This window comes from Amycolatopsis sp. N2S4-7 (genome assembly GCF_058119595.1).
This window is the reverse complement of the sequence record NZ_CP172299.1, coordinates 9855133-9878575: the sequence shown is the minus strand read 5'-3', so window position 1 is coordinate 9878575 and position 23443 is coordinate 9855133. Positions and strand designations below refer to the sequence as shown.

Annotated in this window: 19 protein-coding genes; 9 read left to right on the top strand and 10 right to left on the bottom strand. The window is 73.8% G+C overall.

Features of this window, described 5'->3' with window-relative positions; all coding sequences use genetic code 11:
• Nucleotides 1-22: 22 nt before the first annotated feature.
• Nucleotides 23-406 carry an STAS domain-containing protein gene (locus tag ACH54P_RS46650; RefSeq protein WP_489909723.1) on the bottom strand — a complete coding sequence of 128 codons (384 nt, stop codon included), beginning with the start codon at nucleotides 404-406 and terminating at the stop codon, nucleotides 23-25.
• A 354-nt stretch (nucleotides 407-760) separates the two neighbouring features.
• Between ACH54P_RS46650 and ACH54P_RS46645 the strand changes: the two genes are divergently transcribed.
• The 3 genes from ACH54P_RS46645 (at nucleotide 761) to ACH54P_RS46635 (ending at nucleotide 6105) form a co-directional block, all read left to right on the top strand.
• Entirely contained in the window at nucleotides 761-4828 is a 4068-nt protein-coding gene (locus ACH54P_RS46645) for a SpoIIE family protein phosphatase (RefSeq protein ID WP_489909722.1), read from the top strand.
• Complete coding sequence (locus ACH54P_RS46640) at nucleotides 4825-5133, top strand: STAS domain-containing protein (RefSeq protein ID WP_489909721.1); 309 nt, start codon at nucleotides 4825-4827, stop codon at nucleotides 5131-5133. Before ACH54P_RS46645 ends, ACH54P_RS46640 begins: the two co-directional genes overlap by 4 nt.
• A gap of 240 nt (nucleotides 5134-5373) precedes the next feature.
• Entirely contained in the window at nucleotides 5374-6105 is a 732-nt protein-coding gene (locus tag ACH54P_RS46635) for an ANTAR domain-containing protein (RefSeq protein ID WP_489909720.1), read from the top strand.
• An 8-nt stretch (nucleotides 6106-6113) separates the two neighbouring features.
• Here the strand turns inward: ACH54P_RS46635 and ACH54P_RS46630 are convergent, their stop codons facing one another.
• The gene (locus ACH54P_RS46630; protein ID WP_489909719.1) at nucleotides 6114-6524 is read right to left on the bottom strand and encodes an ATP-binding protein; all 411 of its coding nucleotides are present in this window, start codon (nucleotides 6522-6524) and stop codon (nucleotides 6114-6116) included.
• Between the two features lie 123 nt (nucleotides 6525-6647).
• Between ACH54P_RS46630 and ACH54P_RS46625 the strand changes: the two genes are divergently transcribed.
• Both ACH54P_RS46625 and ACH54P_RS46620 read left to right on the top strand, forming a co-directional pair.
• On the top strand, nucleotides 6648-9920 hold the full coding sequence (locus ACH54P_RS46625; RefSeq protein ID WP_489909718.1) for a glucodextranase DOMON-like domain-containing protein: 3273 nt from the start codon (nucleotides 6648-6650) through the stop codon (nucleotides 9918-9920).
• Between the two features lie 18 nt (nucleotides 9921-9938).
• Nucleotides 9939-10502 (top strand): DinB family protein, encoded by a 564-nt coding sequence (locus ACH54P_RS46620; RefSeq protein ID WP_489909717.1) that lies wholly within the window; start codon nucleotides 9939-9941, stop codon nucleotides 10500-10502.
• Between the two features lie 15 nt (nucleotides 10503-10517).
• Here the strand turns inward: ACH54P_RS46620 and ACH54P_RS46615 are convergent, their stop codons facing one another.
• Nucleotides 10518-11534 (bottom strand): aldo/keto reductase, encoded by a 1017-nt coding sequence (locus ACH54P_RS46615; protein ID WP_489909716.1) that lies wholly within the window; start codon nucleotides 11532-11534, stop codon nucleotides 10518-10520.
• Nucleotides 11535-11716: 182 nt separating this feature from the next.
• Here ACH54P_RS46615 and ACH54P_RS46610 point away from each other — a divergent pair, with 182 nt between their 5' ends.
• Genes ACH54P_RS46610 through ACH54P_RS46600 form a run of 3 tightly spaced genes read left to right on the top strand, consistent with a single transcriptional unit; the run spans nucleotide 11717 to nucleotide 14180 of the window.
• Nucleotides 11717-12241, top strand: a complete 525-nt coding sequence (locus ACH54P_RS46610) for a YbaB/EbfC family nucleoid-associated protein (protein ID WP_489909715.1) — start codon at nucleotides 11717-11719, stop codon at nucleotides 12239-12241.
• Nucleotides 12238-12552: a hypothetical protein gene (locus ACH54P_RS46605; protein WP_489909714.1), complete on the top strand. Its 315-nt coding sequence runs from the start codon at nucleotides 12238-12240 to the stop codon at nucleotides 12550-12552. Before ACH54P_RS46610 ends, ACH54P_RS46605 begins: the two co-directional genes overlap by 4 nt.
• Nucleotides 12552-14180: a WXG100 family type VII secretion target gene (locus ACH54P_RS46600; RefSeq protein WP_489909713.1), complete on the top strand. Its 1629-nt coding sequence runs from the start codon at nucleotides 12552-12554 to the stop codon at nucleotides 14178-14180. The genes ACH54P_RS46605 and ACH54P_RS46600 overlap by 1 nt, the downstream gene beginning before the upstream one ends.
• On the opposite strand, the gene ACH54P_RS46595 is transcribed toward ACH54P_RS46600, so the two are convergent.
• The 7 genes from ACH54P_RS46595 to ACH54P_RS46565 all read right to left on the bottom strand — a co-directional run bounded on the left by ACH54P_RS46595 (nucleotide 14181) and on the right by ACH54P_RS46565 (nucleotide 22782).
• The gene (locus ACH54P_RS46595) at nucleotides 14181-15668 is read right to left on the bottom strand and encodes a helix-turn-helix domain-containing protein (RefSeq protein WP_489909712.1); all 1488 of its coding nucleotides are present in this window, start codon (nucleotides 15666-15668) and stop codon (nucleotides 14181-14183) included.
• Nucleotides 15665-16735, bottom strand: coding sequence for an S-methyl thiohydantoin desulfurase family protein (locus ACH54P_RS46590; RefSeq protein WP_489909711.1), 1071 nt, complete (start codon nucleotides 16733-16735; stop codon nucleotides 15665-15667). Before ACH54P_RS46590 ends, ACH54P_RS46595 begins: the two co-directional genes overlap by 4 nt.
• 21 nt (nucleotides 16736-16756) lie before the next feature.
• Nucleotides 16757-17857, bottom strand: coding sequence for an S-methyl thiohydantoin desulfurase family protein (locus tag ACH54P_RS46585; protein WP_489909710.1), 1101 nt, complete (start codon nucleotides 17855-17857; stop codon nucleotides 16757-16759).
• Nucleotides 17854-18924, bottom strand: coding sequence for an S-methyl thiohydantoin desulfurase family protein (locus ACH54P_RS46580; RefSeq protein WP_489909709.1), 1071 nt, complete (start codon nucleotides 18922-18924; stop codon nucleotides 17854-17856). Before ACH54P_RS46580 ends, ACH54P_RS46585 begins: the two co-directional genes overlap by 4 nt.
• Nucleotides 18924-20465, bottom strand: coding sequence for a hydantoinase/oxoprolinase N-terminal domain-containing protein (locus ACH54P_RS46575; RefSeq protein WP_489909708.1), 1542 nt, complete (start codon nucleotides 20463-20465; stop codon nucleotides 18924-18926). Before ACH54P_RS46575 ends, ACH54P_RS46580 begins: the two co-directional genes overlap by 1 nt.
• A 19-nt stretch (nucleotides 20466-20484) precedes the next feature.
• Nucleotides 20485-21813: a purine-cytosine permease family protein gene (locus ACH54P_RS46570; protein WP_489909707.1), complete on the bottom strand. Its 1329-nt coding sequence runs from the start codon at nucleotides 21811-21813 to the stop codon at nucleotides 20485-20487.
• Between the two features lie 105 nt (nucleotides 21814-21918).
• On the bottom strand, nucleotides 21919-22782 hold the full coding sequence (locus ACH54P_RS46565) for an SDR family NAD(P)-dependent oxidoreductase (protein ID WP_489909706.1): 864 nt from the start codon (nucleotides 22780-22782) through the stop codon (nucleotides 21919-21921).
• A 32-nt stretch (nucleotides 22783-22814) separates the two neighbouring features.
• Here ACH54P_RS46565 and ACH54P_RS46560 point away from each other — a divergent pair, with 32 nt between their 5' ends.
• The gene (locus tag ACH54P_RS46560) at nucleotides 22815-23438 is read left to right on the top strand and encodes a TetR/AcrR family transcriptional regulator (RefSeq protein WP_489909705.1); all 624 of its coding nucleotides are present in this window, start codon (nucleotides 22815-22817) and stop codon (nucleotides 23436-23438) included.
• Nucleotides 23439-23443: the final 5 nt, after the last annotated feature.

The following is a 23443-nucleotide window of genomic DNA, read 5'->3' as shown; positions in this document are numbered from 1 at the left end:
GGCGGGCCGGGACGGACGCGGGTCAGGACGCGGTCAGCGCCGCTTCCCGGGTCGGGAACAGCGAGAGGCTCTCCTCGAGCCCGGTGAGCTGGATCGGGCGCAGCGTCGCCCGGCCGGTGGCCACGATCCGCACCGCGGTGCCGGAGCCGGCGTTGCGGTGGATCGTCAGCAGCGCGGTCAGACCGGGGGACGCGAGGAACTCGACCCGGCTCAGGTCGAGCACCAGCACCGGCGGCGCCGCCGCGAGTGCCTCGTCCCCGGCCTGCACGAGCGCCGGCGCGGTGGTCGTGTCCACGTCTCCGGCGACCTCGACCACGATCGCGCCGTCCTGCTCCGAACGGTCGATCCGGAATTCGCCGAACGGCACAGCGGTGGCCGAGCTTTCGAGGTGGGTGTGCTCGGTCATGGGTGTTTTCTCCTCGCCTTCGGCAGCAGCCACCGGAACGTCCGGGGCGCGCGGGGTCACGAAGGCTGTTTGCTCAACCACGGTCAATCATGCCTGTCCCGGCGCCGCGCCGCCGCGTCAGCACACACTCCGCCGTCCGCGAGGCCCGCGAGCAGGCACGATGGGCACCCCGGCCGGAACGGGCGCGCCCGGCCTCGCGGGCCCGGGTGGCACCGGAGACGGCGGTCCGGTCCACACCACCGGCGACGCGCGGGGGAGCCGCGCCGCTCCCCCGGGTAAGCGCCGTCCCGCACGAACGGCGGGTCCGGGCCGGCTCGATTAGGCTCTTCGGGGGGCGTGTCGACCGGGAGTGTGATGAGCGTCGGGGACGGAACCGGCCATCGCGCCGTGTTTCCCGGGACCAGCCGGATGGCCGGCCGGATGCGGGACTTCGACTGGGCGTCGTCCCCGCTGGGCGAGCCGTCGGAGTGGCCCGCGAGCCTGACGACCGCGGTGCGGATCTGCCTGACCTCCCGCTTCCCCATGATCGTCTGGTGGGGCCCGGAGCTGCGGTTCCTCTACAACGACGCGTACCTGCCGCTGCTCGGCACCAAGCACCCCGCCCTGGACAAACCCGGCGCGGAGGTCTGGGCGGAGATCTGGCACATCATCGGCCCGATGCTCGAGAGCGTGATGGCCACCGGCGAAGCGACCTGGTCGGAGGACCTGCTGCTGCCGATGAACCGGCACGGCTACTGGGAAGAGACCTACTGGACCTACTCCTACAGCCCGGTGCACGACGACCGGGGCACCGTCCGGGCGGTGTTCACGGCGGTCACGGACACCACCGAGCGCGTGATCGGCGAACGGCGGCTGGCGACGCTGCGTGAGCTCGGCGCCCGGGCCGGGGTCGCCCGCACCGTCGGCGAGGCCTGTGCACTGGTCACCGACGTCCTGGGGCGGGCCGGCGCCGACGTCCCGTACGCCGCGATCCACCTGCGCGACGACGACGGCGGGCTCGCGCTCGCGGCCGTCACGCCCGGCGGCGCCGGCGCGGGGGACTGGCCGCTGGCGGAAGTGCTCGCCGACGGCGCGCCCCGGACCGTCTCGGACGGCACGTTCGGCGAGCTGCCCGCGGGCGGCTGGGCCACGCCACCCACCGAGGCGATGGTGCTGCCGCTGCCCGGCGACGCCGGCGGCGCGGCCACCGGCGTGATCGTGCTGGCGGCGAGCGCCGGGCGCGCGCTCGACGAGTCCTACCGGACGTTCCTCGGGCTGGTCGCCCAGCAGACGACGGCGCTGGTCAACGGCGCGATCGCCTACCGGGCCCAGCAGCAGCGCGCCGAGGAGCTGGCCGAGCTCGACGCGGCGAAGACGACGTTCTTCGCCAACATCAGCCACGAGTTCCGGACCCCGCTCACCCTGATCCTGGGCCCGGTGGCCGAGCTGCGGGAGGCGCTGGGCGACGCCGGCGAGCGCGTGCGCGAAGAGGTCGACGTCATCCACCGCAATGCGCTGCGGCTCGGACGGCTGGTGAACACCCTGCTCGACTTCTCCCGGATCGAGGCCGGCCGGATGCAGGCCCGCTTCGAGCCGGTGGACCTGGCGGCGTTCACCGCCGAGCTGGCGAGCGTCTTCCGCGCCGCCGTCGAGCGGGCCGGGCTGGCGTTCGAGGTCGACTGCCCGCCGCTGCCCGAGCCGGTGCACGTCGACCGCGGGATGTGGGAGAAGGTCGTCTTCAACCTGCTCTCCAACGCGCTCAAGTTCACCTTCACCGGGTCGATCCGGGTCACCACCGGCCTGGACGGCGGCCACGCCGTGGTCGCCGTGTCCGACACCGGCACCGGGATCGAGGCCGCCGAGCTGCCGCACCTGTTCGAGCGGTTCCACCGGATCCCGTCGGCGCGGGCGCGCTCGGACGAGGGCAGCGGGATCGGCCTGGCGCTGGTGCGCGAGCTCGCCGGCATGCACGGCGGCGACGTCACCGTGGAGAGCACGCCCGGTGCCGGGACGACGTTCCGGATCCGGCTGCCGCTCGGCACGCGGCACCTGCCCGCCGAGCACGTCGTCGCCGGGCCTTCGGCCGGCGGGACCGCCGCGGAGACCGCGGAGCCGTACCTGCAGGAAGCCCTGCGCTGGCTGCCGGAGGACGGCCACGACGCCGGCCCGGCGGCCGCCGGCACGGGCGCTCGCGTGCTGGTCGCCGACGACAACGCCGACATGCGCGACTACCTCGTCCGGCTGCTGCGCGACGACTACGCGGTGACCGCGGTGCACGACGGCGTCGAGGCGTTCGCCGCCGCGTGCGCCGAGCCACCCGACCTGATCGTCAGTGACGTGATGATGCCCCGGCTGGACGGCCTCGGCCTGCTCGCCGAGCTGCGCGGCGACCCGCGCACCGCCGCCGTGCCCGTGCTGCTGCTGTCCGCGCGGGCCGGCCACGAGGCCGCCGTCGACGGGCTGGCCGCCGGCGCCGACGACTACCTCGTGAAGCCGTTCTCGGCGCGGGAGCTGCTCGCCCGCGTCCGCACGACCATCCAGCTCGCCCGGCTGCGGACGCAGCACTCCCGCTGGCGCGCGGCGATGATCGAGTCCCTGCAGGAGGGCTTCTTCGTCTGCGACGGCGACGGCCGGGTCGTGGAGATCAACACCGCGTTCACCGAACTGCTGGGCTTCGGCACCGACGGGCTGCCCTACACCCCGCCGTTCCCCTGGTCGCCGGGCCGGGCCGCCGACCCCGTCGCCCACCGGCAGGTCGCCGACGCACTGGGCCGCGCGCGGGAGGAGCCCGCCGGCAGCTTCGTGCTACCGCTGCGGCACCAGGACGGGCACCGGGTGTGGGCCGCGATCGCCTACAACGAGCTGTACGACGACGAGGGCCGCCGCCGGCTCGTCGGCACGGTCCGCGACGTCACCGCCGAGCGCTACACCGTGCAACGCGAGAGCGCGCTGGCCTCGATGAACCAGCGCCTCGCGGGGATCAGCGGGGTCCCCGACGTGCTGCGCACGGCGCTGAACCTGCTCTGCGAGCTGTGGCAGGCCGAGCGCGTCCTCGCGGTGACCTGGCCGCACGACGGCGAGCCGGCGCTCACCTCGACCCACGCCGGCGACCGGACCTGGACGGACCTCCCCGCCCCGCTGCGCGCCACGCTCGACCGGGTGCGCTCGCTGCCGGCGTTGCACGCGACACCGGCCGGCGACGGGGCCGGCACGACCCTCGACCACCCCGGCGGCCGGCTGACGCTCTGGGTCGAGCCCGCGCCGGGCCGTCCGCTCGGCACCGAGGACCGGACGCTGCTGGCGCTGCTGGCCGGGACGCTCGCCCACGCCCTGCGCCGCGCCCACCGCGACAACCGGCAGCGGGAGGTCGCCCTCGCGCTGCAGCGCTCGATCCTCGGCCCGGCCCTGCTCCCCGACGGCTTCGCGGTGCGCTACGAGCCGGCGAACCCGCCCCTGGAGGTCGGCGGCGACTGGTACGACGTGATTGCGCTGGCGGGTGACCGGATCGGCATCGTCGTCGGCGACTGCGTCGGCCGGGGGCTCGCGGCGGCCGCGGTGATGGGCCAGCTGCGCAGCGCCTGCCGCGCGCTGCTGCTCGAGGCCAACAGCCCGGCGCACACCCTGACCGCGCTCGACCGCTTCGCCGGCCGGTTGCCGGGTGCTTTGTGCACCACCGTCTTCTGCGGCGTCCTCGATCCCGCCACCGGCTCGCTCACCTACAGCAGCGCCGGGCACCCGCCGGCCACCCTCGTGCACCACGACGGCACGGCGGAGTTCCTCGACGCGGGAGGCAGCGTGCCGCTCGCGGTCCGCGTCCCGGCCGGCCGCCCCGAGGCGACGGCGGTCGTCCCGATCGGCTCGCTGCTGATGCTCTACACCGACGGGCTCGTCGAGCGCCGCCGCGAATCGCTGGACGAGGGCATCGACCGGGCCACCGAGGTCGCCCACGGTGCGCGGGACGCCGACCTGACCGACCTCGCGGCCACCCTGATGGGCAGGCTCCGGCCGGCCGACGGCTACGAGGACGACGTCGCGCTGCTGCTCTACCGCCGGTCGGTGCCGCCGCTGACGCTGGAGTTCCCGGCGCACCCGGACAGCCTCGCGTCGATCCGCCACTGGCTGCGGGCGTGGCTGGGCACCGCGGCGCTCGAGGAGGACCTCGCGCAGGACGTGCTCGTCGCGGTGGGCGAAGCCTGCGCGAACGCCGTCGAGCACGCGTACGCCGGCGGCTCCGAGGCGGACTCGCACCTGGCGGCCCGCTTCACCGGCGGGCACCTGGTCGTCACCGTCACCGACCACGGCCGCTGGAAGCAGCCGCCGCCGGACAACCACGTGCTGCGCGGCCGCGGCGTGCCGATGATGGAGGCGCTGGCCGACGCGGTCACCCTCCGGCACGACACGGCAGGCACCACCGTCACGCTGGAATGGAGGATCGGTTCGTGACGACGGTACTCACGCTGGTCGCCGGCCCGGACGGCGACGGGGGCGGCGGCCGCCTCCTCGTCGCGACGGGCGAGATCGACATGGGCAACGCCGCCGAGTTCGGCGCGGCACTGGACGGCGAACTCGCGCCGGGAACCGCGGTCACGGTGGACCTGACCGGGGTCACCTACCTCGACAGCGCGGGCATCGCCGTCCTCTTCGACCGGGCCGGCTCCCACGACCTGCGGCTGGTCGCGCCGCGCCTGCTCGACCGGGTTCTGCGCATCTCCGGGCTCGCCGAGGTGGCCAAAGTGATGATCCGTTAAGGGTTGGCTCCGACCTCACGGGGTAAGCGGGCCGCAGCGACGGTCGCCGGGTGGGTTGTGCTGCCGGCTGTCGTCAGGTGGCCCCGGCGTCAACCCACGACGTTCAGCAGCGAGCGCCGGGCCGGTGCCACCGTCCCGGGTGTTGCGGAATGCGCGACGGACACGAGTAAAGTTCTGCCGTTCCGTTGAAGCCGCAGCGGGCCGACATCCGCCGCAGCCCGTCCGGGACGGAGACGACCAGTGACCGGTGAGCCGATCCTGCCCGAGCACATCGACGAGCTGACCGCCGCCATGGCGGACCTCGCCGGTGCCCTGGAGACCGAACCCGCCGAGGCGGAGATCCTCGAAGCCGTCTGCGCCGAAGCCGTCCGCGCCGTGCCCGGGGCCGACATGGCCAGCATCACCGCGATCCGGGACGGCGAGCCGGAGACCGCCGCCTCCACCGACGAACGCGCCGTCGAAATCGACCGCGCCCAGTACGCGGCGGGCGCCGGCCCGTGCCTGCGGGCCGCGGACACCGGCGAGATCGTCCGGGTTCCCCTCGTCCGGGCCGGCGAGGAGTGGCCCGAGTTCACCAAGCACGCCCGCGCCCTCGGGGTCGGCAGCTACCTCGCCGCGCCGCTGCGCGTCGACGAGAAGCTCTCCGGGGCGCTCAACCTCTTCGGCTACGGCGACCACGGGTTCGCCGAGACCGACTCGCGGCTGCTGCAGCTCTACACCACGGTCGTCTCGTTCGGGCTGCGCACCACGCGGCGCTACCACCAGGCCCGGCAGCGGGCCACCGACCTCGAGGCGGCGATGCGGTCCCGGGCGGTGATCGAGCAGGCCAAGGGCATCCTGATGGCCGTGCACCGGATCTCCGCCGACGACGCCATGAAGCGCCTCGTCGCGGAATCGCAGCACACGAACGTGAAGCTCCGGGACGTCGCCACGCGGTTCGTCGAGGGTCTGTCGTCGGACGCCCGCCCCTGACCGGGGGCTCAGGCGCTGCGGCGGACCGGGAACGGCCAGGTGAGCGTGATGACCGTGCCGTCGTCGGTCGAGCGCAGGTCGAGCCCGTCGACCAGGGCCTGGATGAGGCGCAGCCCGCGGCCGCCGTCGGCGCGCTCGGCCACCGACGTCCAGCGGCCCTGGTCGGCGACGGTGACGATCAGGACGTCCTCGTCGATCCGGGCGCGGACGTCGATCAGCCCCGGCCGGCCGTGGTAGGCGTGGTCCAGCACGTTGGCCATCGCCTCCCAGCAGGCCAGGACGACGTCGTCGGCCTGGCGCCCGACCTCGTCGCCGGCGCGTCGCCGCAGCCAGGACACGAGATGACGGCGCAGGCTCGGCAGGGTCCGCGGCGAAATCGTGCCGCGGTACCGCCAGCCGTCCGATCCGAGCTCTTCCACGTTCACCTCCCCGGGGGACTGTCGGTTTGCTACCCACGTCGCCGGATTCTCAATCACCGGTAACGGCGCGGTGCTGCCGTTCGGACCTGGTGCGCCCGGGGCCGGTCGTGATCGGATGGCGGGATGAGGTCGATGTCGTCCCTGGTGCTCTGCGCGGTGCTGGCCGCGACCCTGCTCCCCGGTCCCGCGGCGCAGGGGGCCACCACCGCCGCCGATCCGGGTCCGGGCGCCGTCTCGCACTTCGGCCTGGCCCGCAAGGACTGCCTGGGCACCGCGCGGAACACGACGAGCAAGGCGTGGTTCACCGTGGCGAACGGCGTGCTCTCGGACGTCTACGCGCCGGTGATCGACAACACGAACGTCGAGACGCTGCAGTTCGCCGTCACCGACGGCCGCAGCTTCACCGACCTCCAGGCGCGCGACATGACCTACACCGTCCGCACGAGCGCGGGTGGGATGGCGTGCGAAGTGACGTCGACCCCGCGCAGCGGCCGGTACCGGCTGGTCACCGAGTACCTGGCCGACCCGGCCCGGACCGGCGTGCTGCTCCGCACGCGCCTGGAACCGCTGCAGGGTTCCGGCCGGGACCTGAAGGTCTACGTGCGGTTCGACGCGAGCGTGAACGGCAACGGCGGGGGCGGCCCGGCGAACGGCGGCGGCGACACCGCCACGGTCGACGCCGCGACGAGCGCGCTGGTCAGCGCCGACGCGAACACGGCGTCGAGCGCGCCGGCCCGCGACTACGGCACCCCGCTGGCCGCCGCCCTGCGCGCCGACCGCCGGTTCCTCGGCACGTCCAGCGGCTTCGTGGGCACAGCGGGCGACGGGCTGGCCCAGCTCGACCGCGACCACCGGCTCACCGGCACGACGTCGCCGGCCGTGAACGGCAACGTCGTGCAGACCGCGCAGCTGGACCTCGAGCCCCGCCGTCCCGCCGTGCTGGCGCTCGGGTTCGGCGCGGACGCGCGTGCGGCCGTGCAGACCGCGGGCGCGAGCCTGCGCACGCCGTTCGACCAGAGCTACCGCCAGTACGCCCGCGAGTGGCGCGGCTACGACGACGGGCTGATCCCGGTGCGAGGCCGGGATTCCGACGCTTACTTCCAGTCGGTCAACGTGCTGAAGGCCAGTGAGGACAAGACTTTCCCCGGCGCGGTCGTCGCATCGCTCGGCAGCCCGTGGGGGCAGGCGGTCTCCGCGGGCGACGCGCCCGGCGGCAAACCCGTGTACTTCGGCTCCTACCGCGAGATCTTCGCCCGCGACCTCTACGAGAGCTTCTCCGGCCTGCTCGCCGCCGGCGACCGCGAGACGGCGCGGGCGAGCGTGCGCTGGCTGTTCACGCGCCAGCAGCAACCGGACGGCCGGTTCCCGCGCAACTCCCTGCTCAACGGCAAGAAGGCGCCCGACTCCGGTGGTGACCAGCTCGACGAGAGCGCGTACCCGGTCCTGATGGCGCTGCAGGCCGGCCTCGACCGCGACCGCACGCTCTACACCGACCACATCCGCGCGGCCGCGGACTTCGTCGTCGCGCACGGCCCGGCGTTCGGGTCGGAACGCTGGGAGGAACAGGGCGGCTACTCCCCCTCGACGATCGCCGCCGAGATCGCCGGGCTCGTCGCCGCCGGCGTGATCGCCGACCGCAACGGCGATCCGGCGCGCGCCCGCGTCTACCGGGCCACCGCCGACCACTTCCAGCGCAGCACCAAGGGCTGGACCGTGACGTCGAACGGGCCGTACGGCGGCCGGTACTTCCTGCGGCTGACGAAAAACGGCGACCCGGACTCGGAGTGGTCCTACAACCTCGGCAACGGCTCGGTCGACGCCGACCAGCGCGCGGTCGTCGACGCCGGGTTCCTCGAGCTGACCCGGCTCGGCGTGCTGCCCGCGGACGACCCGGACGTCGCCGCGTCGCTCGGCGTCGTGGACCGCGTGATCAAGCGGGACACCCCGGCCGGGCCGGGCTGGTACCGCTACGGGACTTCGGCGCCGGGCAGCGAGGACGGCTACGGCGACTGCTACGAGCCCGACCCGACGAACTGCGCCCCGACGGGGGCGCCCTGGCCGTCGACGAACAGCGGGTCCGGGCACCTGTGGCCGGTGCTCGCCGGCGAACGCGGAGAGCAGGCCGTGCAGACCGGCGACCGGGCGGGCGCGGCCGCGTTGCTGCGGGCCATGCGGGCCCAAACCGGCGGCACCGGGCTGATCCCCGAGCAGATCTGGGAAAACCCGGCCGTGCCCGCGTCGCCGTACGGCACCGACCCGCGCACGGCGTCGATCGGCTTCACCCCCGGGCAGTCCGTCGGCTCGGTCGCGCCGCTGAGCTGGGCGCAGTCGCAGTCGGTGCGGCTGGCCAGGGCCCTCGACGACGGCCGGCTGCCCGAGCAGCCCGCCGAGGTGCGCTCGCGGTACGTCTCGCACGCCCCGCCCGCGGCGCTGGCGGTGACGCTCGACGCCCCCGCGTCCGTGTCCACCGCGACGGCCGCGGTCACCGGCACCGCGCCTCCCGGCAGCCGGGTCGACCTCGCCGTCTCCGCCACCGACGCGGGAACCACGACCGTGCTCTCGGTCCGGGCGTCGGCGGCGGGGACGTTCGGCGCCACGGTCCCGACGCCGCTCGGCGCGAACGTCGTCACGGCGACCGCGACCGGCGCGGGCACCGGCTACGCGCAGCGGACGATCAGCTCGGACTTCGTCACCGGGACCGTGCTGCTCGACACCACCGACCCGGACGGCGACGACCACGGCCCCGGCACGTACACCTACCCGACGGCCGGCGACTTCCACGCCGGCGCGTTCGACCTGCAGCGGTTCCAGGTCATCGACTCGGGCACGCAGCTGGTGTTCCGCGCGCAGGTCCGCGACCTGTCGCCGACGTTCGGCTCGCCGCTGGGCGCCCAGCTGCTGACGATCTACGCGCACGACCCGGCCGCGACGACGACGTCGACCGCGCCGCCGTTCCCGAGCCGGGCGTACACGATCGCGCCGGAAGACGCGTGGAGCCGCCGCGTCGAAGTCCAGGGCTTCGCCGAACCGGCGCTCGTCGACGCTTCGGGGGCCACGCTGGCGACGCCGTCCGTGCAGGCTTCGCAGGCGACCCGGTACATCACCGTGAGCGTCGCGAAGCAGGCGTTCGGGACGCCGGGGGCCGGCTGGACGTTCGCCGTGGTGCTCACCGGGCAGGACGGCAACTCCCCCGACCAGGCGCGGCCGTTCACGCCGACGGCCGGGCCGTACACGTTCGGCCTGTGCGCGGCCGGCGGCACCGCGCCCCTCTGCACCGCGGACCCGGCGACCGCGCCGAAGGCGGTGGACGTGCTGACGCCGTCCGGCGTGGACCAGGCCGTGGAGCTGGACCCGGCCCGCGGGCCGGTCGCGGTGCGCGGCGTGCCGGTGGGCTGATCTGGCACGCTGGACGTCGTGATCGACGACTTCGCTAAGCAGTACCTGCACGACGATCTGCAGGAGGCCCGCGAGGCGGTGCTGGGGAAGCTCGAGGGCTTGAGCGAGTACGACGTCCGCCGTCCCCTGACCGCGACCGGCACCAACCTGCTGGGCCTGGTGAAGCACCTGGCGCTGTGGGAGTCCCGGTACCTGGGCGAAGTGTTCGGCCGGCCGTTCCCCGAGCCGCTGCCCCGGTGGGACGACCTCGAGGCCCGCGGCACCGACCTGTGGGCGACCGAGCACGAGACGCGCGCGGAGATCGTCGACCGGTTCCGCCGCGCCGCCGGCCACGCCGACGCGACGATCACCGCCCTCGCCGTCGACGCACCCGGTCACGTCCCGTGGTGGCCCCGCCCGGACGTGCTGCTGTTCAACGTCATGGTGCACGTGCTCACCGAGACGAACCGGCACGCCGGGCACGCGGACATCCTGCGGGAGCAGCTCGACGGCGCGTCGAACGCCCCGGCCGGGGACAGCGGCTTCTGGACGGCCCGGTGCGCGGAGATCGAACGCGCCGCACGGGCCGCCGCCGGCCGCTGAGGTCCACTGTGGACCTCAGGCGGGCAGCCCCGCGTTGAGCCGCGCCAGGATGCCGTGCGGGAACGGCAGTTCCGGCGCGCTCACCTCGGTCAGCCGGTCGAGCTGGGCGCTGGACAGGTCGAGGGCGAGCGCGCCGAGCGTGTCGTCGAGCTGCTCCGGTGACCGCGCCCCGATCAGCGGCGCGGGCATCGACGGGCGGCGCGTCACCCAGTGCAGCGCCACCTGGGCCGGGGTCGCGCCCACCTCGGCCGCGACCTCGCGCACCGCGTCCAGCACGGCCCAGCGGGTCTCGGGCAGCGCGCGGAACGCCGCGGCGTCCGGGCCCGCGAGCCGGCCGGTGCCGCCGCCGTCGCGGGTGTACTTGCCGCTGAGGAACCCGCCGCCGATCGCGCCCCACGGCTGGACCGCGATGCCGAACTCCCGCGCCAGCGGCACGTGTTCCGCCTCGATCGCGCGCTCGACCAGGGAGTACTCCAGCTGCAACGCCGTCACCGGCGGCCCGCCGAGCATCGCGGCCTTCGTCGCGTACCAGGCGGGGACGTCGCTGAGGCCGACGGCGCGGACCTTCCCCGCGCGCACCAGGTCGCCGAAGGCCTCCATCACCTCCTCGGCGGGCGTGAAGCCGTCCCAGATGTGCAGCCAGTAGAGGTCGACGTGGTCGACGCGCAGCCGCCGCAGCGACGCCTCCAGCGACGCGATCATGTTCTTGCGCCCGTTGCTGCGGTGGCGGGGGTCCGACCGCGGCGTGCCGGCGGAGAAGTCGGGCCCGGAGTACTTGGTGGCGAGCACGACGTCGTCGCGGTCGACGTCGCGCAGGAACTCGCCGACCAGTTCCTCGCTGCGGCCGTTGCTGTAGTTGTCCGCCGTGTCGACGAAGTTGCCGCCGCGCTCGGTGTAGGCGCGGAAGATCTTGCGGGCGGTGCCGTCGTCGGCGCAGAAGGATCCGGTGCCGAAGGTCATCGCGCCCAGTGCGAGCGGGGACACCCGCAGCCCGGAGCGGCCCAGCGGCCGGTAGTCGTCCAGTTCGGTCATGCCCCGATCCTGCAACCCGGAGCGCGGTCCGGGTCAAACCCGATCGAGGGCATTCGCGGGCAACATCGGGGAGTCATCCAGGCATACCGCGCATGAGTACCGGATGAATGTCCGGTGTGCGCTAATCTGGCGCGATCATGGTCGGCCGACACCGCATCCCGGCGTGTCGAGGAGTCGAATTCGTGCAACCGAACCTGGGGCCAGGTGAAGATTTCCAGCTCCTGCTCGAGCGGCAGGTCCGGGACATGCAGGCGAAGGCCGCGGCGCTGAACGAAGCGCTTTCCGCGGCCGGCGCGACGGTCCGGACCCGCGACGGCGCGGTCACCGTGACCCTCGCGCCGAACGGCGCGCTGACGAACCTCGAGCTCGGGCACCGGGCGTGCGAGCTGGGGCCGGCGCGGCTGACCGCGGCGATCATGGGCGCGGTGCGCGACGCGCAGCGCCAGACCGCCCGCAGCGTCGCGGACTCCTTCGCCGCCATCAACGGCGACAGCGAGTCGACCGACATGGTCCGGTCGTTCCTGCCGCCGGACCCGCCCGCCGAGGATTTCGCGGCGCCGGAGAACGCCGAGCCCGAGCGGACCCCGCCGCCGGCCGCGGCACCGCCCGCGCCGCCGCGTCCGGCCGCGCCGCCGTCCCCGCCGTCCGCACCGCGTCGCCGTCCCGCGGCCGACGACCACTCCGACGACGAATCGAACCCCTGGTGAGCGGCGGCGGTTTCCGGGTCGACGCGGGCCCGCTGGAGAAGTTCGGCCGGCACCTCGACGAGCTGCAGAGCAACCTGCAGAGCACCGCCGACCTCGTCGGCGGCATGGTCTGCGACCCCGGCATGTTCGGCATCAACCCGGCGTGCCAGCTGATGGCCGCCGGGGCGAGCACCTGGACCGACAAGGCGCACCACCAGTTCGGCGACTACGCCAAGACCATCGGCGAGTTCGCCGACAAGGTCGCCGAGGCCGCGAAGCGGTACAAGTCCGGCGAGGACGACGCCGTCGACTCGATCGTGAGGTTCGAATAGTGGCCGAGGACTACCAGAGCAAGGACGTCAGCCTCCACGGCTCCGAGCTCTTCAACGAAGACAACCGGTCGGCCGGCGCGGGCTTCTTCGAAGCGGCGGTGGGCCTGGACAAGGCCGTCAAGGAAAACGACCAGGTCGCGATCGGCATCGGCGCGGCGGGCATGGCGCTGGAGACCATCGGTCTCGTGCTGGACCCGATCGGCAGCCTGCTGACCGCCGGGATCGGCTGGCTCATCGAGCACATCACGATCCTGCGGTGGCCGCTGGACATCCTGATGGGCGACCCGATCGGCATCGCGGCGGCCAGTGAAGCGCTCACGGCCGAGAAGAAGAAGCTCGAAGAGTGGTCCACGGGTCACCAGCAGGCGCTCGACACGCTCATGAAGGACTGGTCCGGCAACGCCGCCGACCAGTTCAAGAAGGACATGGACGCGGTCACCGAGCAGCTGGGCGCCCTCGGCGGGTACCTCGACCAGGCCGGCAAGAACATGAAGATCGCCGGCGGCATCGTCGGCGCCTTCCGCGGCATCCTCCGCGACCTGATCGCGATGCTCCTGGCGACGATCATCAAGGGCGCCCTGATCGCGGCGGCGCTGGCCCCGGTGACGTTCGGCGCGTCGATCGCGCTGTTCATCACGACGACGATCGGCACGGTCGCGACGGCACTGGGCAAGATCGGCGCGAAGCTGGCCCAGCTGGGCAAGAAGCTGGCCGACCTCGTCCAGGCCCTGGCGAAGATGGGCAAGGCGGGCGACAACCTGGCGGGCGCGAAGCCGCCGTCGAGCAGCCTCACCCCGACGCCCACCCCGAAGCCGGACCCGACCCCGGCACCGCCGAAGCCGGAACCCAAGCCGGACACCACACCGTCCTCGGCCACCCCGGAACCCAAGCCCGACACCACTCCCGAGCCGAAGCCCGACACCACACCGTCCTCGGCCACCCCGGAACCCAAGCCCGACACCACCCCCGAGCCCAAGCCGGAACCCAAGCCCGACACCACACCGTCCTCGGCCACCCCGGAACCCAAGCCCGAACCCAAGCCCGACACCACCCCCGAGCCCAAGCCGGAACCCAAGCCCGAACCCGCGCCGTCGTCTTCCTCGGCGACCCCGGAACCCAAGCCCGAACCGAAGCCCGACACCACCCCCGAACCCAAGCCGGAACCCAAGCCCGAACCCGCGCCGTCGTCTTCCTCGGCGACCCCGGAACCCAAGCCGGAGCCCAAGCCGGACACCACTCCCGAGCCCAAGCCGGATCCCAAGCCCGAGCCCGCGCCGTCCTCGTCGTCGACCACCCCGGAACCGAAGCCGGACACCACGCCGGCCCCGGAGCCCAAGCCGCACAAGCCGTTCACCGACCAGATGACGAACGTCATCAAGGACAAGCTGTCCAAGATGGACGGTGTGACGCCGGAGATCATGCAGAAGTTCGACAAGATCAGCAACTTCTCCGTGCACGAGCTCGGCAAGGTCTTCGGCAAGGAGGGCGCCGAGAAGTTCGAGTCGGCCATCAAGGTCATGACCGACCCGTGGTTCGGCAAGTCGGGGCTGGCCGGCAAGACCGTCGTCGACATGATCAAGGGCGTCCCCGCCAGCGTCGGCAACGTCACCGGTGGCGACGACGAGTAGTCACTCGTCCGAGAGGATCACCGCCCGCGAGGCGAGGTGCAGCGCCAGGCGTTCGTCCGGCCGGGACAGGTCCACGCCCAGCAGCTGCTCGATCCGCGCGACCCGCGCGGCCACGGTGTTGCGGTGCACGCCCAGGACCGTGGCCGTCTCGGCGATCGACGACTCGGCGTCGAGGTAGGCCGCCAGCGTCCGCACCAGGTCGCCCGGTGCCGTCCGCAGCGGCGCGACCAGGGAGCGGGCCGCGGGCTCGAACGTGTCCGTGCGGGTCCATTCGAGCAGCAGCTGGGCCATGCCGAGCTGGTCGACGTGCAGGAAGTGGCCCGTTTCCGGCCGGGTCGCGGCGAGCCGGGCCGCGTCGCGCGCCTCCGCGACCGTCGCGGCGAGGCCCTCCGGACGCGGGTGCGGCCGCCCGACCCCCATGTGCGCGCCCAGGCGCAGCGCCCGGTGGGCGGCCTGCAGCCGGGTCGCCAGCGACCGCACCCGGGCGGCCGTCGGCTCGTGGTCGAAGGTGACCCAGCCGGCCCAGCCGTCGCCGTGCTCGACCACGACCGCCTCGACGTCCTCGGCCCGCAGCGCGCGCACGACCTCCTGCGTGCGCGCCACCGTGTCGACCGCCGCCGGGACGCCGATGTGCAGGCCGACGTGCCAGCCGCCGAGCCGCCAGCCCGCGTCGGCGACCCGGCGGCGCAGGTCCGCGCCCGGCTCGGTGTCCATGCGCAGCAGGTCGCCGAGCAACGCCGTGCGCGAGCGCGCGTCCCGTTCCAGCTCGAGCCGGTTGGCCAGCAGCCAGCGCTGCAGCGCCCCGGCGGCCACGGCGAGCGCGGGCGGGACGACGTCGGCCCGCGCGGCCTCCGTCCCCCGCAGCTCGGCCGCCAGCCACATCGCCGGCCGCTGCAACAGGACCGGGTGGGCCAGCAGGACGCCGCCGTCCAGCTCGGTCCGCTGCGGCACCGCCTCGTCCAGCCGGACGCGCCCGGCGACCTCCCCGGCCAGCGGCGCCCCGCGGTCGTCGAGCACCGCGACCGGTGCGCGCAGCAGCCGCCGCAGCACCGCGACAACCTCTTCGGGCGGGCGCAGCCGGTCGCCGAGCGCGCGGTGCGTGGCCAGCAGCAGGTCCGCCCGGTCCAGTCCGGGGGCGGCGAGCAGCAGCCTCGCCTCGACGAGCAGGTCCAGCGGCGGCGCACCGGTGGTCAGCAGCGGCACGGCCAGGCGGTCGGCGAGCAGGCGGGACGCGGTGAGGGGCTCGGTGCCCGGCAGCAGCACCCCGGTCGCCCCGGCGTCGGCGCAGCGGCGCAGCAGGGCGTCGATCTGCCAGTCGGTCCCGGCGACCGGCCGGACGACGACGGTCAGCTCACCGGCCGCCGGGGCGTGCGAAGCGTCCAATGTGGCCTGTACCGTCGTGAGTGGACGGTCCAGCCCGGTCGCGCCGGCGAGCAACCGGACGTCCTCCGCCCAGCCCGGCAGCGCGAGCACCCGCCGCAGGGTCACGGGAGCCCCACCGGGTCGCAGTCGATGCCGTACGCCCGCGGCCGCACCACCGGCAGCCACCGCGGGTCGGTCCAGAACGGCGCCGCGGCCAGGCGCACCACGTCGACCTCCACGCCGGCGCGGATCGCGTCGCACGAGACCGGCACGCCGGTGCGGTGGTCGAGCACCGACAGCACGTCCGGGGTGGAGGCGACCGGCTCGCCGTCGCGCAGGGCCAGCAGGTACTCGTTCTCCATCTCCAGCCGCAGCAGCTCGCCGCCGCGGTGGTCGGCGAGGGTGACGCTGCCGCGGCCGAACCCGGGGCTGCCGTGCTGCCCCGGTCCGGGGTGCCGCGCCACCTCCAGCACCCGGCCGCGGGCCAGCACCGAGCCGTCCAACGCGGCTTCGAGGGCCGGCCGCGACGGGCTCTCCCCCGCGGCCAGCACCCGGCGGCCGAGGGCCAGGGCGGCGCTGGTGGTGCCCAGTACCGCGCAGCCGCTCAGCTCCGCGGCGGGGATCGGCGCGAGCGCGATCGCCGCCCAGCCGCCCGAGCCGGTGAGGAACGCCCGGGCGCCGCGCTCGATCGTGCCGTCCGAACCGGACGCCAGCACGACGACCTGCCCGCCGGGATCGGCCAGCGCGGCCGGCGCCACCCCGCGGCCGGTCGCGGCGACCGAGAACTGGTCGAGCCGGGGCAGGCCCCGGCCGGAGAGGTCGGCGTCGACGTAGGCCAGTCCGAGCTGGTCGGCCACGACCAGCGGCAGCAGCCCGTTGAGCCCGCCGATCTCGATGGACATCAGCGCGTCGGCGCGTTCGCCGGTCCAGCGTTCGACGGCGCCCACCGCGGCCGCGAACTCGTCGCCGCCGGGCAGCTTCTCGGTGAACGCGGCGGTCGCGCCGACGACGCCGATCGGCACGACCCGCGACGACGGCGCCAGGCCGGCCACCGGCGAAACCCCCAGCGAGCGGCCGTCTTCGAGGAGCCGGCGCAGCAGCACGGCGGCGGTGACGGTGTCCCCGCCACCGCCGGACCCGAGCAGGGCCACCCCGCGTTCGAGGGCGGCCACGTCACCGGCCGTGATGCGCATGGGTGACCACAGTAGACGACGTCAGCGCGGAACGAGCTCTTCCACCGGCACGAACGGGTGGGGCAGCTCGAACGCCTGCGGGCCGAAGGTGTCCAGGGCTTCCGGTGTCCGCATCAAGGGCGGTGTCGAGATGCCGACGACGGTGACGCGCTGGCCGTACCGCAGGGTCTCGGTGGTGATCGGCTCCGCCGTCGCCGCCTCGAGGACGCAGATCAGGTCCGGGACGAGGCACCGCACCTCGCCGTCCACGAAGGCGACCAGGTTCTCGTTCTGGAACACGATCTCCAGCTTGTGCGCGCCGTCGAACGACACCGCCGCCGCGCGGCCGCGCGCGAAGCCCGCCTCCGTGCGCCGCTCCACATCGGACACCTTGCCGCGGAACAGCACCCGGAGGTGCTGGTACGGCGTCTCGACCAGTGCGGCGGCCAGTCGTGAAACCGGGTCTTCGGTGCGCGCGCGGGCTTCGCGGATCGTCCGGCCGACGGTGAGTGCGAGCGAAAGCGTTTGCGGCACCGCGGTCCGCTTCACGTCGGCGCCGCTCATCGCGTACTCGGCGATGTGCGCCACCCCGCCGAGCCGGACGGTGACGCCGCGGGCCAGCCACTCCATCCGCCGGTTGTCCGCACCGGTGTCGATCACCGTCGTCTCGCCGCGTTCGCCGCCGATCGCCATCGGCGAGCCGGGCACGCCGTAGACGCCGAACGTCTCCATCTGCAGCTCCGGGAACGCCCGGCCCATGCCGTCGGCGTCGACCACCGGCAGCCCGAGCCGCGCCCCGACCAGCAGCGGGATCATCGAGTTGATGCCCCCGCACTCGATCGGCATGGTCGCGTCCGCGCGTGTCCCGAGGTGCTTCTCCAGCGTCCGCAGCGCCAGCACGGGCTCCGAGCCGTTGGGCAGCTTCTCGTGCACCACGGTCGGCGCGCCCATCTGCGCGGTCGGGATCACCAGCGCGTCGTCGTCCACTTCGGACGGGTCGAGGATCGTGACCGGCCCGTGCTTCCGGATCGCCTCGCGCACGAGCAGCCGCCCGACGTACGGGTCGCCGCCCCCGCCGGTGCCGAGCACGGCGGCGCCGCGGGCGAGGTCGGGCAGTTCGTCCTCGGTCAGCGTCCAGCTCACCCGGCCACCCCGATCGGGTCGATGTCGTAGCCGAAGTACCGCGGCCCGGCGAGCGCGAGGCCCTCCGGGGTGTGCCACCGCGGGTCGGCGGGCGCGGCGATCACCGTGACGCGCTGGCCGTACCGCAGGCCTTCGGTGGTCACCGCCTCGCCGGACTCGCGTTCGAGCGTGCAGATCAGGTCCGGCACCGACGCGCTCACGACGCCGTCGCGCTCGGCCACCAGGTGCTCGTTCTGGAAGCGCAGCACCAGCTCCGCGCCGGTGTCCCCGTCCATTCCGGACAGCCGGGCCTCGCCGCGGGCGAACCCGGTGACCGTCCGGCGGGCGACGTCGACGACCTTGCCGGTGAACAGCCGCCGCCCGCCGAGCCGTTCGACGACCCGCGCGACCGGATCGGCGTGGTCCGACCGAGCCGCCCGGACCAGCGCGCCCAGCTCGGCGCACAGGCTGAGCGTGCCCGGCACCAGCGACTCCCGCGCCTGGGCGCCGGACATCGCGTAGTTGCTGATCATCGCCGAGCAGCCCATGTCGATGGTGGCCGACCGGGCCAGCCGCTCGGCCCAGTGGTTGTCCACTGTGTCCAGTACCCCGCGGTTGCCCTTCTCGTCCGCGATGGACATCGGCGTCGCGCGGATGCCGTACAACGTCGGCAGCACCATCTGCAGCTCCGGGAACGCGCGGCCCATGCCGTCGGCGTCGACCAGCGGCAGGCCCAGCTGCGCGGCCGCCACGACCGGGATCAGCGAGTTGACCCCGCCCGCCTCGGCGCAGGCGATGTGCGTCAGCTCCTTGCCGAGGTAGCCGGCGAGCGTGCGGGCCGCCAGCCCGACCTGCCCGGCCGAGGGCAGCTTCTCCACCATCACCGTCGGCGCGCCCATCATCGCCACGGGGAGCACGACGGCGTCGTCGCCCAGGTCTTCCAGCGGGACGAGGGGGACCGGGCCGTGCTCCCGCACCGCCGAAGCCGCCAGCAGGCGGCCGATGTACGGGTCGCCCCCGCCGCCGGTGCCCAGGATCGCCGCGCCGCGCGCGATGTCGTCCAGGTCGTTCGCCGTGATCTCGCGCATCACGCCCCCAGCTGCAGGTCGCCGACGGCCTTCGCGCGGATGCGCGTGGCGTTGCCGGGCAGGTACGGGATGGGCACCTCGTCGAAGTCGACGATGCCGACCGAAGCCGGCGACGCGCCGGCCGCGACCGCACGATCGATCGCCTCCTGCTTCGCCTCGTCGACGACGGCCTCGCGGCGGCCGGGTTCGATCACGTAGACGCGGTCGACCTCACCGCCGATCTGGGCGATGGCGGCGCCGATCGCGTTGGCCACGGCGTAGTTCTCCGGCCGGTGCACCGCGCCGCACCCGGCGAGTTCGTCCGGCAGGAGCACCGAACCACCGCCGACGGCGACGACCGGCAGCGGCTCGGCCGACGTCCGCATCCGTTCGACCACATCGGACACGTCCGCGGCGATCTTCTCCAGCGCCGCCCGGACCAGCCCCTTGTCCAGATGGGCCACCAGGGACGCGTCCCCGATGTCCGCGCGACCGGCGGCCACCGCGATGTCGGTCGCGGTGAGCGTGTCCCCGCCGAAGACGAGCGCCTTCGACGTCAGTTCGTAGCCGACCGAGTCCGGGCCGACCGTGACGTTCCCGCGCACCCGGCTGCCGCCGCCGATCCCGATCGACAGCACGTCCGGCATCCGGAAGTTGGTCCGGATGCCGGCGACGCTGACGTCCGTGGTCGCCTCGCGCGGGAAGCCCTGCCGCAGCACGCCGACGTCGCTCGTCGTGCCGCCGACGTCGACGACCGCGCAGGTGTCCAAGCCGGACAGCACGGCCGCGCCCCGCATGGAGTTCGTCGGGCCGGAGGCGAAGGTGGCCACCGGGTAGCGGCGCGCGAAGTCGACGTCCATCAGCGTGCCGTCGTTCTGGCTCAGGTACAGGGGCGCGGTGATGCCCGCGCCGGTGACCGACACGGCCAGCCCGTCGACGATGTGCGCGGCCAGCTCCCGCAGCGCCGCGTTGATCACCGTGGCGTTTTCCCGTTCCAGCAGCCCGATCCGGCCGATCTCGTGGGACAGCGAGATCGCGACGTCCGGCAGCTGGGCGGCGATGATCTCCGCCGCGCGGGTCTCGAACTCGGCGTTGACCGGGGAGAAGACCGAGGTGATCGCGACGCTGCGCACCCCGGCCTCCCCCATGTCGTCGGCGGCCTTGCGCAGCTCGCTCTCGTCGAGCTCCGCGATGTGGCGGCCGTCGAACTCGTGGCCGCCGTGGACGAGGTAGCTGCGCCCCGACACCGCGTCGACGAGCCGCTGCGGCCAGTCGACCATCGGCGGCAGCGACGCTCCTGCCGGCAGGCTCAGCCGCACGGCCGCGGTCGGCGCGAGCCGGTGGGCTTCGACGAGGGCGTTGATGAAGTGCGTGGTGCCGATCATCACCGCCCGCACCGCCGCCGGGTCGAACGCGCGTTGCCGCTGCAGGCCGTCGATCGCGGCGACGATGCCCGAGGTGACGTCCGCGGTCGTGCTGGTCTTGACCGAGGCGAGCACCTGACGGCCGTCGAGCAGGACGGCGTCGGTGTTGGTGCCGCCGACGTCGATGCCGATGCGCACGAGGATTCTCCTTTGTGGACTAGACGGCGGGAGCGGGCTCGGCGGAGTCGGCGGTCCGGCTGCTGCCGATCCCCCGCACCAGGCCGAGCTTCCCGGCGGCGACGTACAGGACGAAGGCCACGACGAGCGAGTTGATGCTCGGCAGGCCCCACTCGACGAACTCGCCGAACAGGGCCGCGGCGACCCAGACGACGATCGTGGCGGGCACCCACACCGGGGCGTCTTCGGGCACGGTGCCCCGCGCGCGAGCCGCTTCCAGGTCCCCGCGCCACTTCTTCACGACGAAGTACTCGGCGACCATGATCCCGGCGATCGGCGGGAACGCGACCCCCAGCACGGTGAGGAAGTCGGTGAACTTCGCCAGGATCCCGGCCGCGGCGAGCACGCTGCCCGCCAGGCCGAGCACGGCGGTGACCAGGCCGCGGTGCGCCTTCCGGCCGGAGACCGTGCCGATGAAGTTCACGACACCCAGGCCCGACGAGTACAGGTTCCAGTCGTTGATCTTGATCGTGCCGGCGATGACGATCAGCAGCCCGACCCAGCCGACCGAGGACGTCACGATGGTGGTGATGCCGGCGCTGCCGACGGCGTGGGCGAGCAGGACGCCGGACAGGCCGATGACGTACTCGCCGAGCGTGATCCCGACGAGTGTCTGCTTGACGACGTCGCCGGTGGTGCGGTTGAAGCGGGTCATGTCCGGCGTGATCACCGCGCCGACGATGAAGCCGCCCGCGACGAGCGTGGTGCCCTGCAGGAGGCTCAGCGACGGCCCGGGCGGCGCCGACGAGACGAGCGTGCCGAGGTCGTGGCGGGTCAGTTCGGAGACGACCGACCAGCCGACCAGGACCAGGAAGGCCGGCACGGTCAGGTACGCCGTCCAGGCCATGGAGTGGAAGCCGCGGACGACGATCGCGGTGACGACCAGGCCGAACACGAGCGCCCAGCCCCACTCCGGCAGGCCGCCGATGAGCGAGACGAGCCCCTGCGCGGACACCGCGGACTGGATGCCGAACCAGCCGATGAGGCTGATCCCGATGGCGAGCCCGATGAGCGCCGAGCCGCCGCGGCCGAAGCCGGTCCAGCGGGCGATCATGGACGTCGAGAGGCCCTCGCGGACGCCGATGACGCCGACGAGGATGGTGATGAGCTCCAGGATGACCGAGCCGAGGGTGAAGGCCAGCACCGCCGTCCAGAAGCTCATGCCGAAGCCGACGGTGGCTCCGAGCAGGAACTGGGACAGGGCGGACACCTGGCCGAACCGCTGGACGGCGACCGACCACCACGAGTACCGGGCGTGGTCCGGCACTCTGGTGAGGGCATAGTCATCGACACCGACTGTTGAGGCCACGCCGACCTCCTAATCCGGGAAGGGAAACGGTTCCCCGCACCGTAGGCAGCGGTTCCGGCGGCGTCACCGTGCGATGTGCACATCAGCGGCGTCGTCGCTGTGCACTCAGCCCAGCGGGTCCACTCCGGTCAGCGTGACACTTTCCGCCCACAGGCGCCCGGCGGCCGCGTCGCCGGTCAGGTTCGCCCAGCGCTCTTCGAGCTTCGGCCGGCCGCGCAGCCCGAACACGCGCGGGCCCCACAACTGGCCTCCGGTGACGTCGGGGCCGAGGACCGCGCGGACGGCGGGCCGGGCGCCGGCGTCCTTGCCGTGGAGCACTGCCCGGGCGGGCAGGCCCTTGAGCCACTGCCCGGCGGTGCGGATGTGCACCGGCGGGCGCGACGGCGTCAGCGAGTCGAGCGCACCGCCGGGGTGGGCGAGGACGCTCAGCCGCTTCGAGCCGGTTTCACGCAGCCGCCGGTCGAGCTCGAGCGCGAAGAGCATCTGGGCCAGCTTCGAGCGCTCGTACGCGCGCTTCGGGACGTAGTCGCGTTCGCTCTGGAGGTCGGCGAAGTCGAGCTTCGCGGACTTCGCCGCGAAGCTGCCGGTGGTGACGATGCGAGCGTCCGGCGCCAGCACCGGCATCAGCCGGGCGACCAGCGCGAAGTGGCCGAGGTGGTTGGTGCCGAACATCAGCTCGTGGCCGGCTTCGGTTTCCCTTCGCGGCGGGCGGTCGAGCATCACCCCGGCGTTGCAGACGACGGCGTCGAGCGGCCCGGGCTCGACCGTGGCGACCTGGGTGAGGTCGGCGAGGTCGAGCCGGACGTGGGTGACGCGCGCGCCGGCGACCCGCGACCGGATCGCCGTGCCGGCGACCTCCGCCTTCGCCGGGTCACGGCTGCCGATCACCACCTCCGCCCCGGCCGAAGCCAGCTGCTCCGCGACGAAATAGCCGATCCCCGCGTTGCCGCCGGTCACCAGCACCCGCATCGACGTCCCCTCCCCGTGCCAAGCTGTCCCGCGTGGACAACGCTACCGGCGACCGGGCCGGCTACCGGCGATCGACGGGGTCACCCCGGGGTGAAGCACGCCGGCGGGAGCTGCTGGCGAAGATCACCGACGACGTCGCCGAGAACGGGCTCGTGGACTTCTCGCTGCGGCGCGCCGCCCGCGCGGCCGGGACGACGCACAAGGTGCTGCTCTACCACTTCGAGGGCGCCGAAGACCTGCTCCGGCAGGTGGTCTTCGCACTGCGGGAGCGGCGGATCGGCAACGCGCTGGCGGCGACCGCTGCTTCGTCCGCCACCTTGGCCGACCGCGTCCGCGCCGCGTGGGTGAGCCTCCGCGACGAGGAGACGCAGCTGCGGCGAGTGCTCGATCAGGCGATGGGCCTGGCGATGTACGACCCCGGCCGGTACGCGGCGCTCGGCCACGGCGCGTCCCAGCAGTACCTGCCGACGCTGGTGTCGTTCTGCCCGGCGGACTGGCCGGAGCGGCGGAAGTTCGAAGTCGCGTCGATGATCCTCGCGACCCTGCGCGGCTTCCTCGTCGACCTGCTGACCAGTTCGGACGGCTCGGGCGCGGAGGCGGGGTTCGAAGCGCTGCTGCGGGCGGTCGAGCGGGAGGAAGCTCTCGACACGTTGTGAACCGC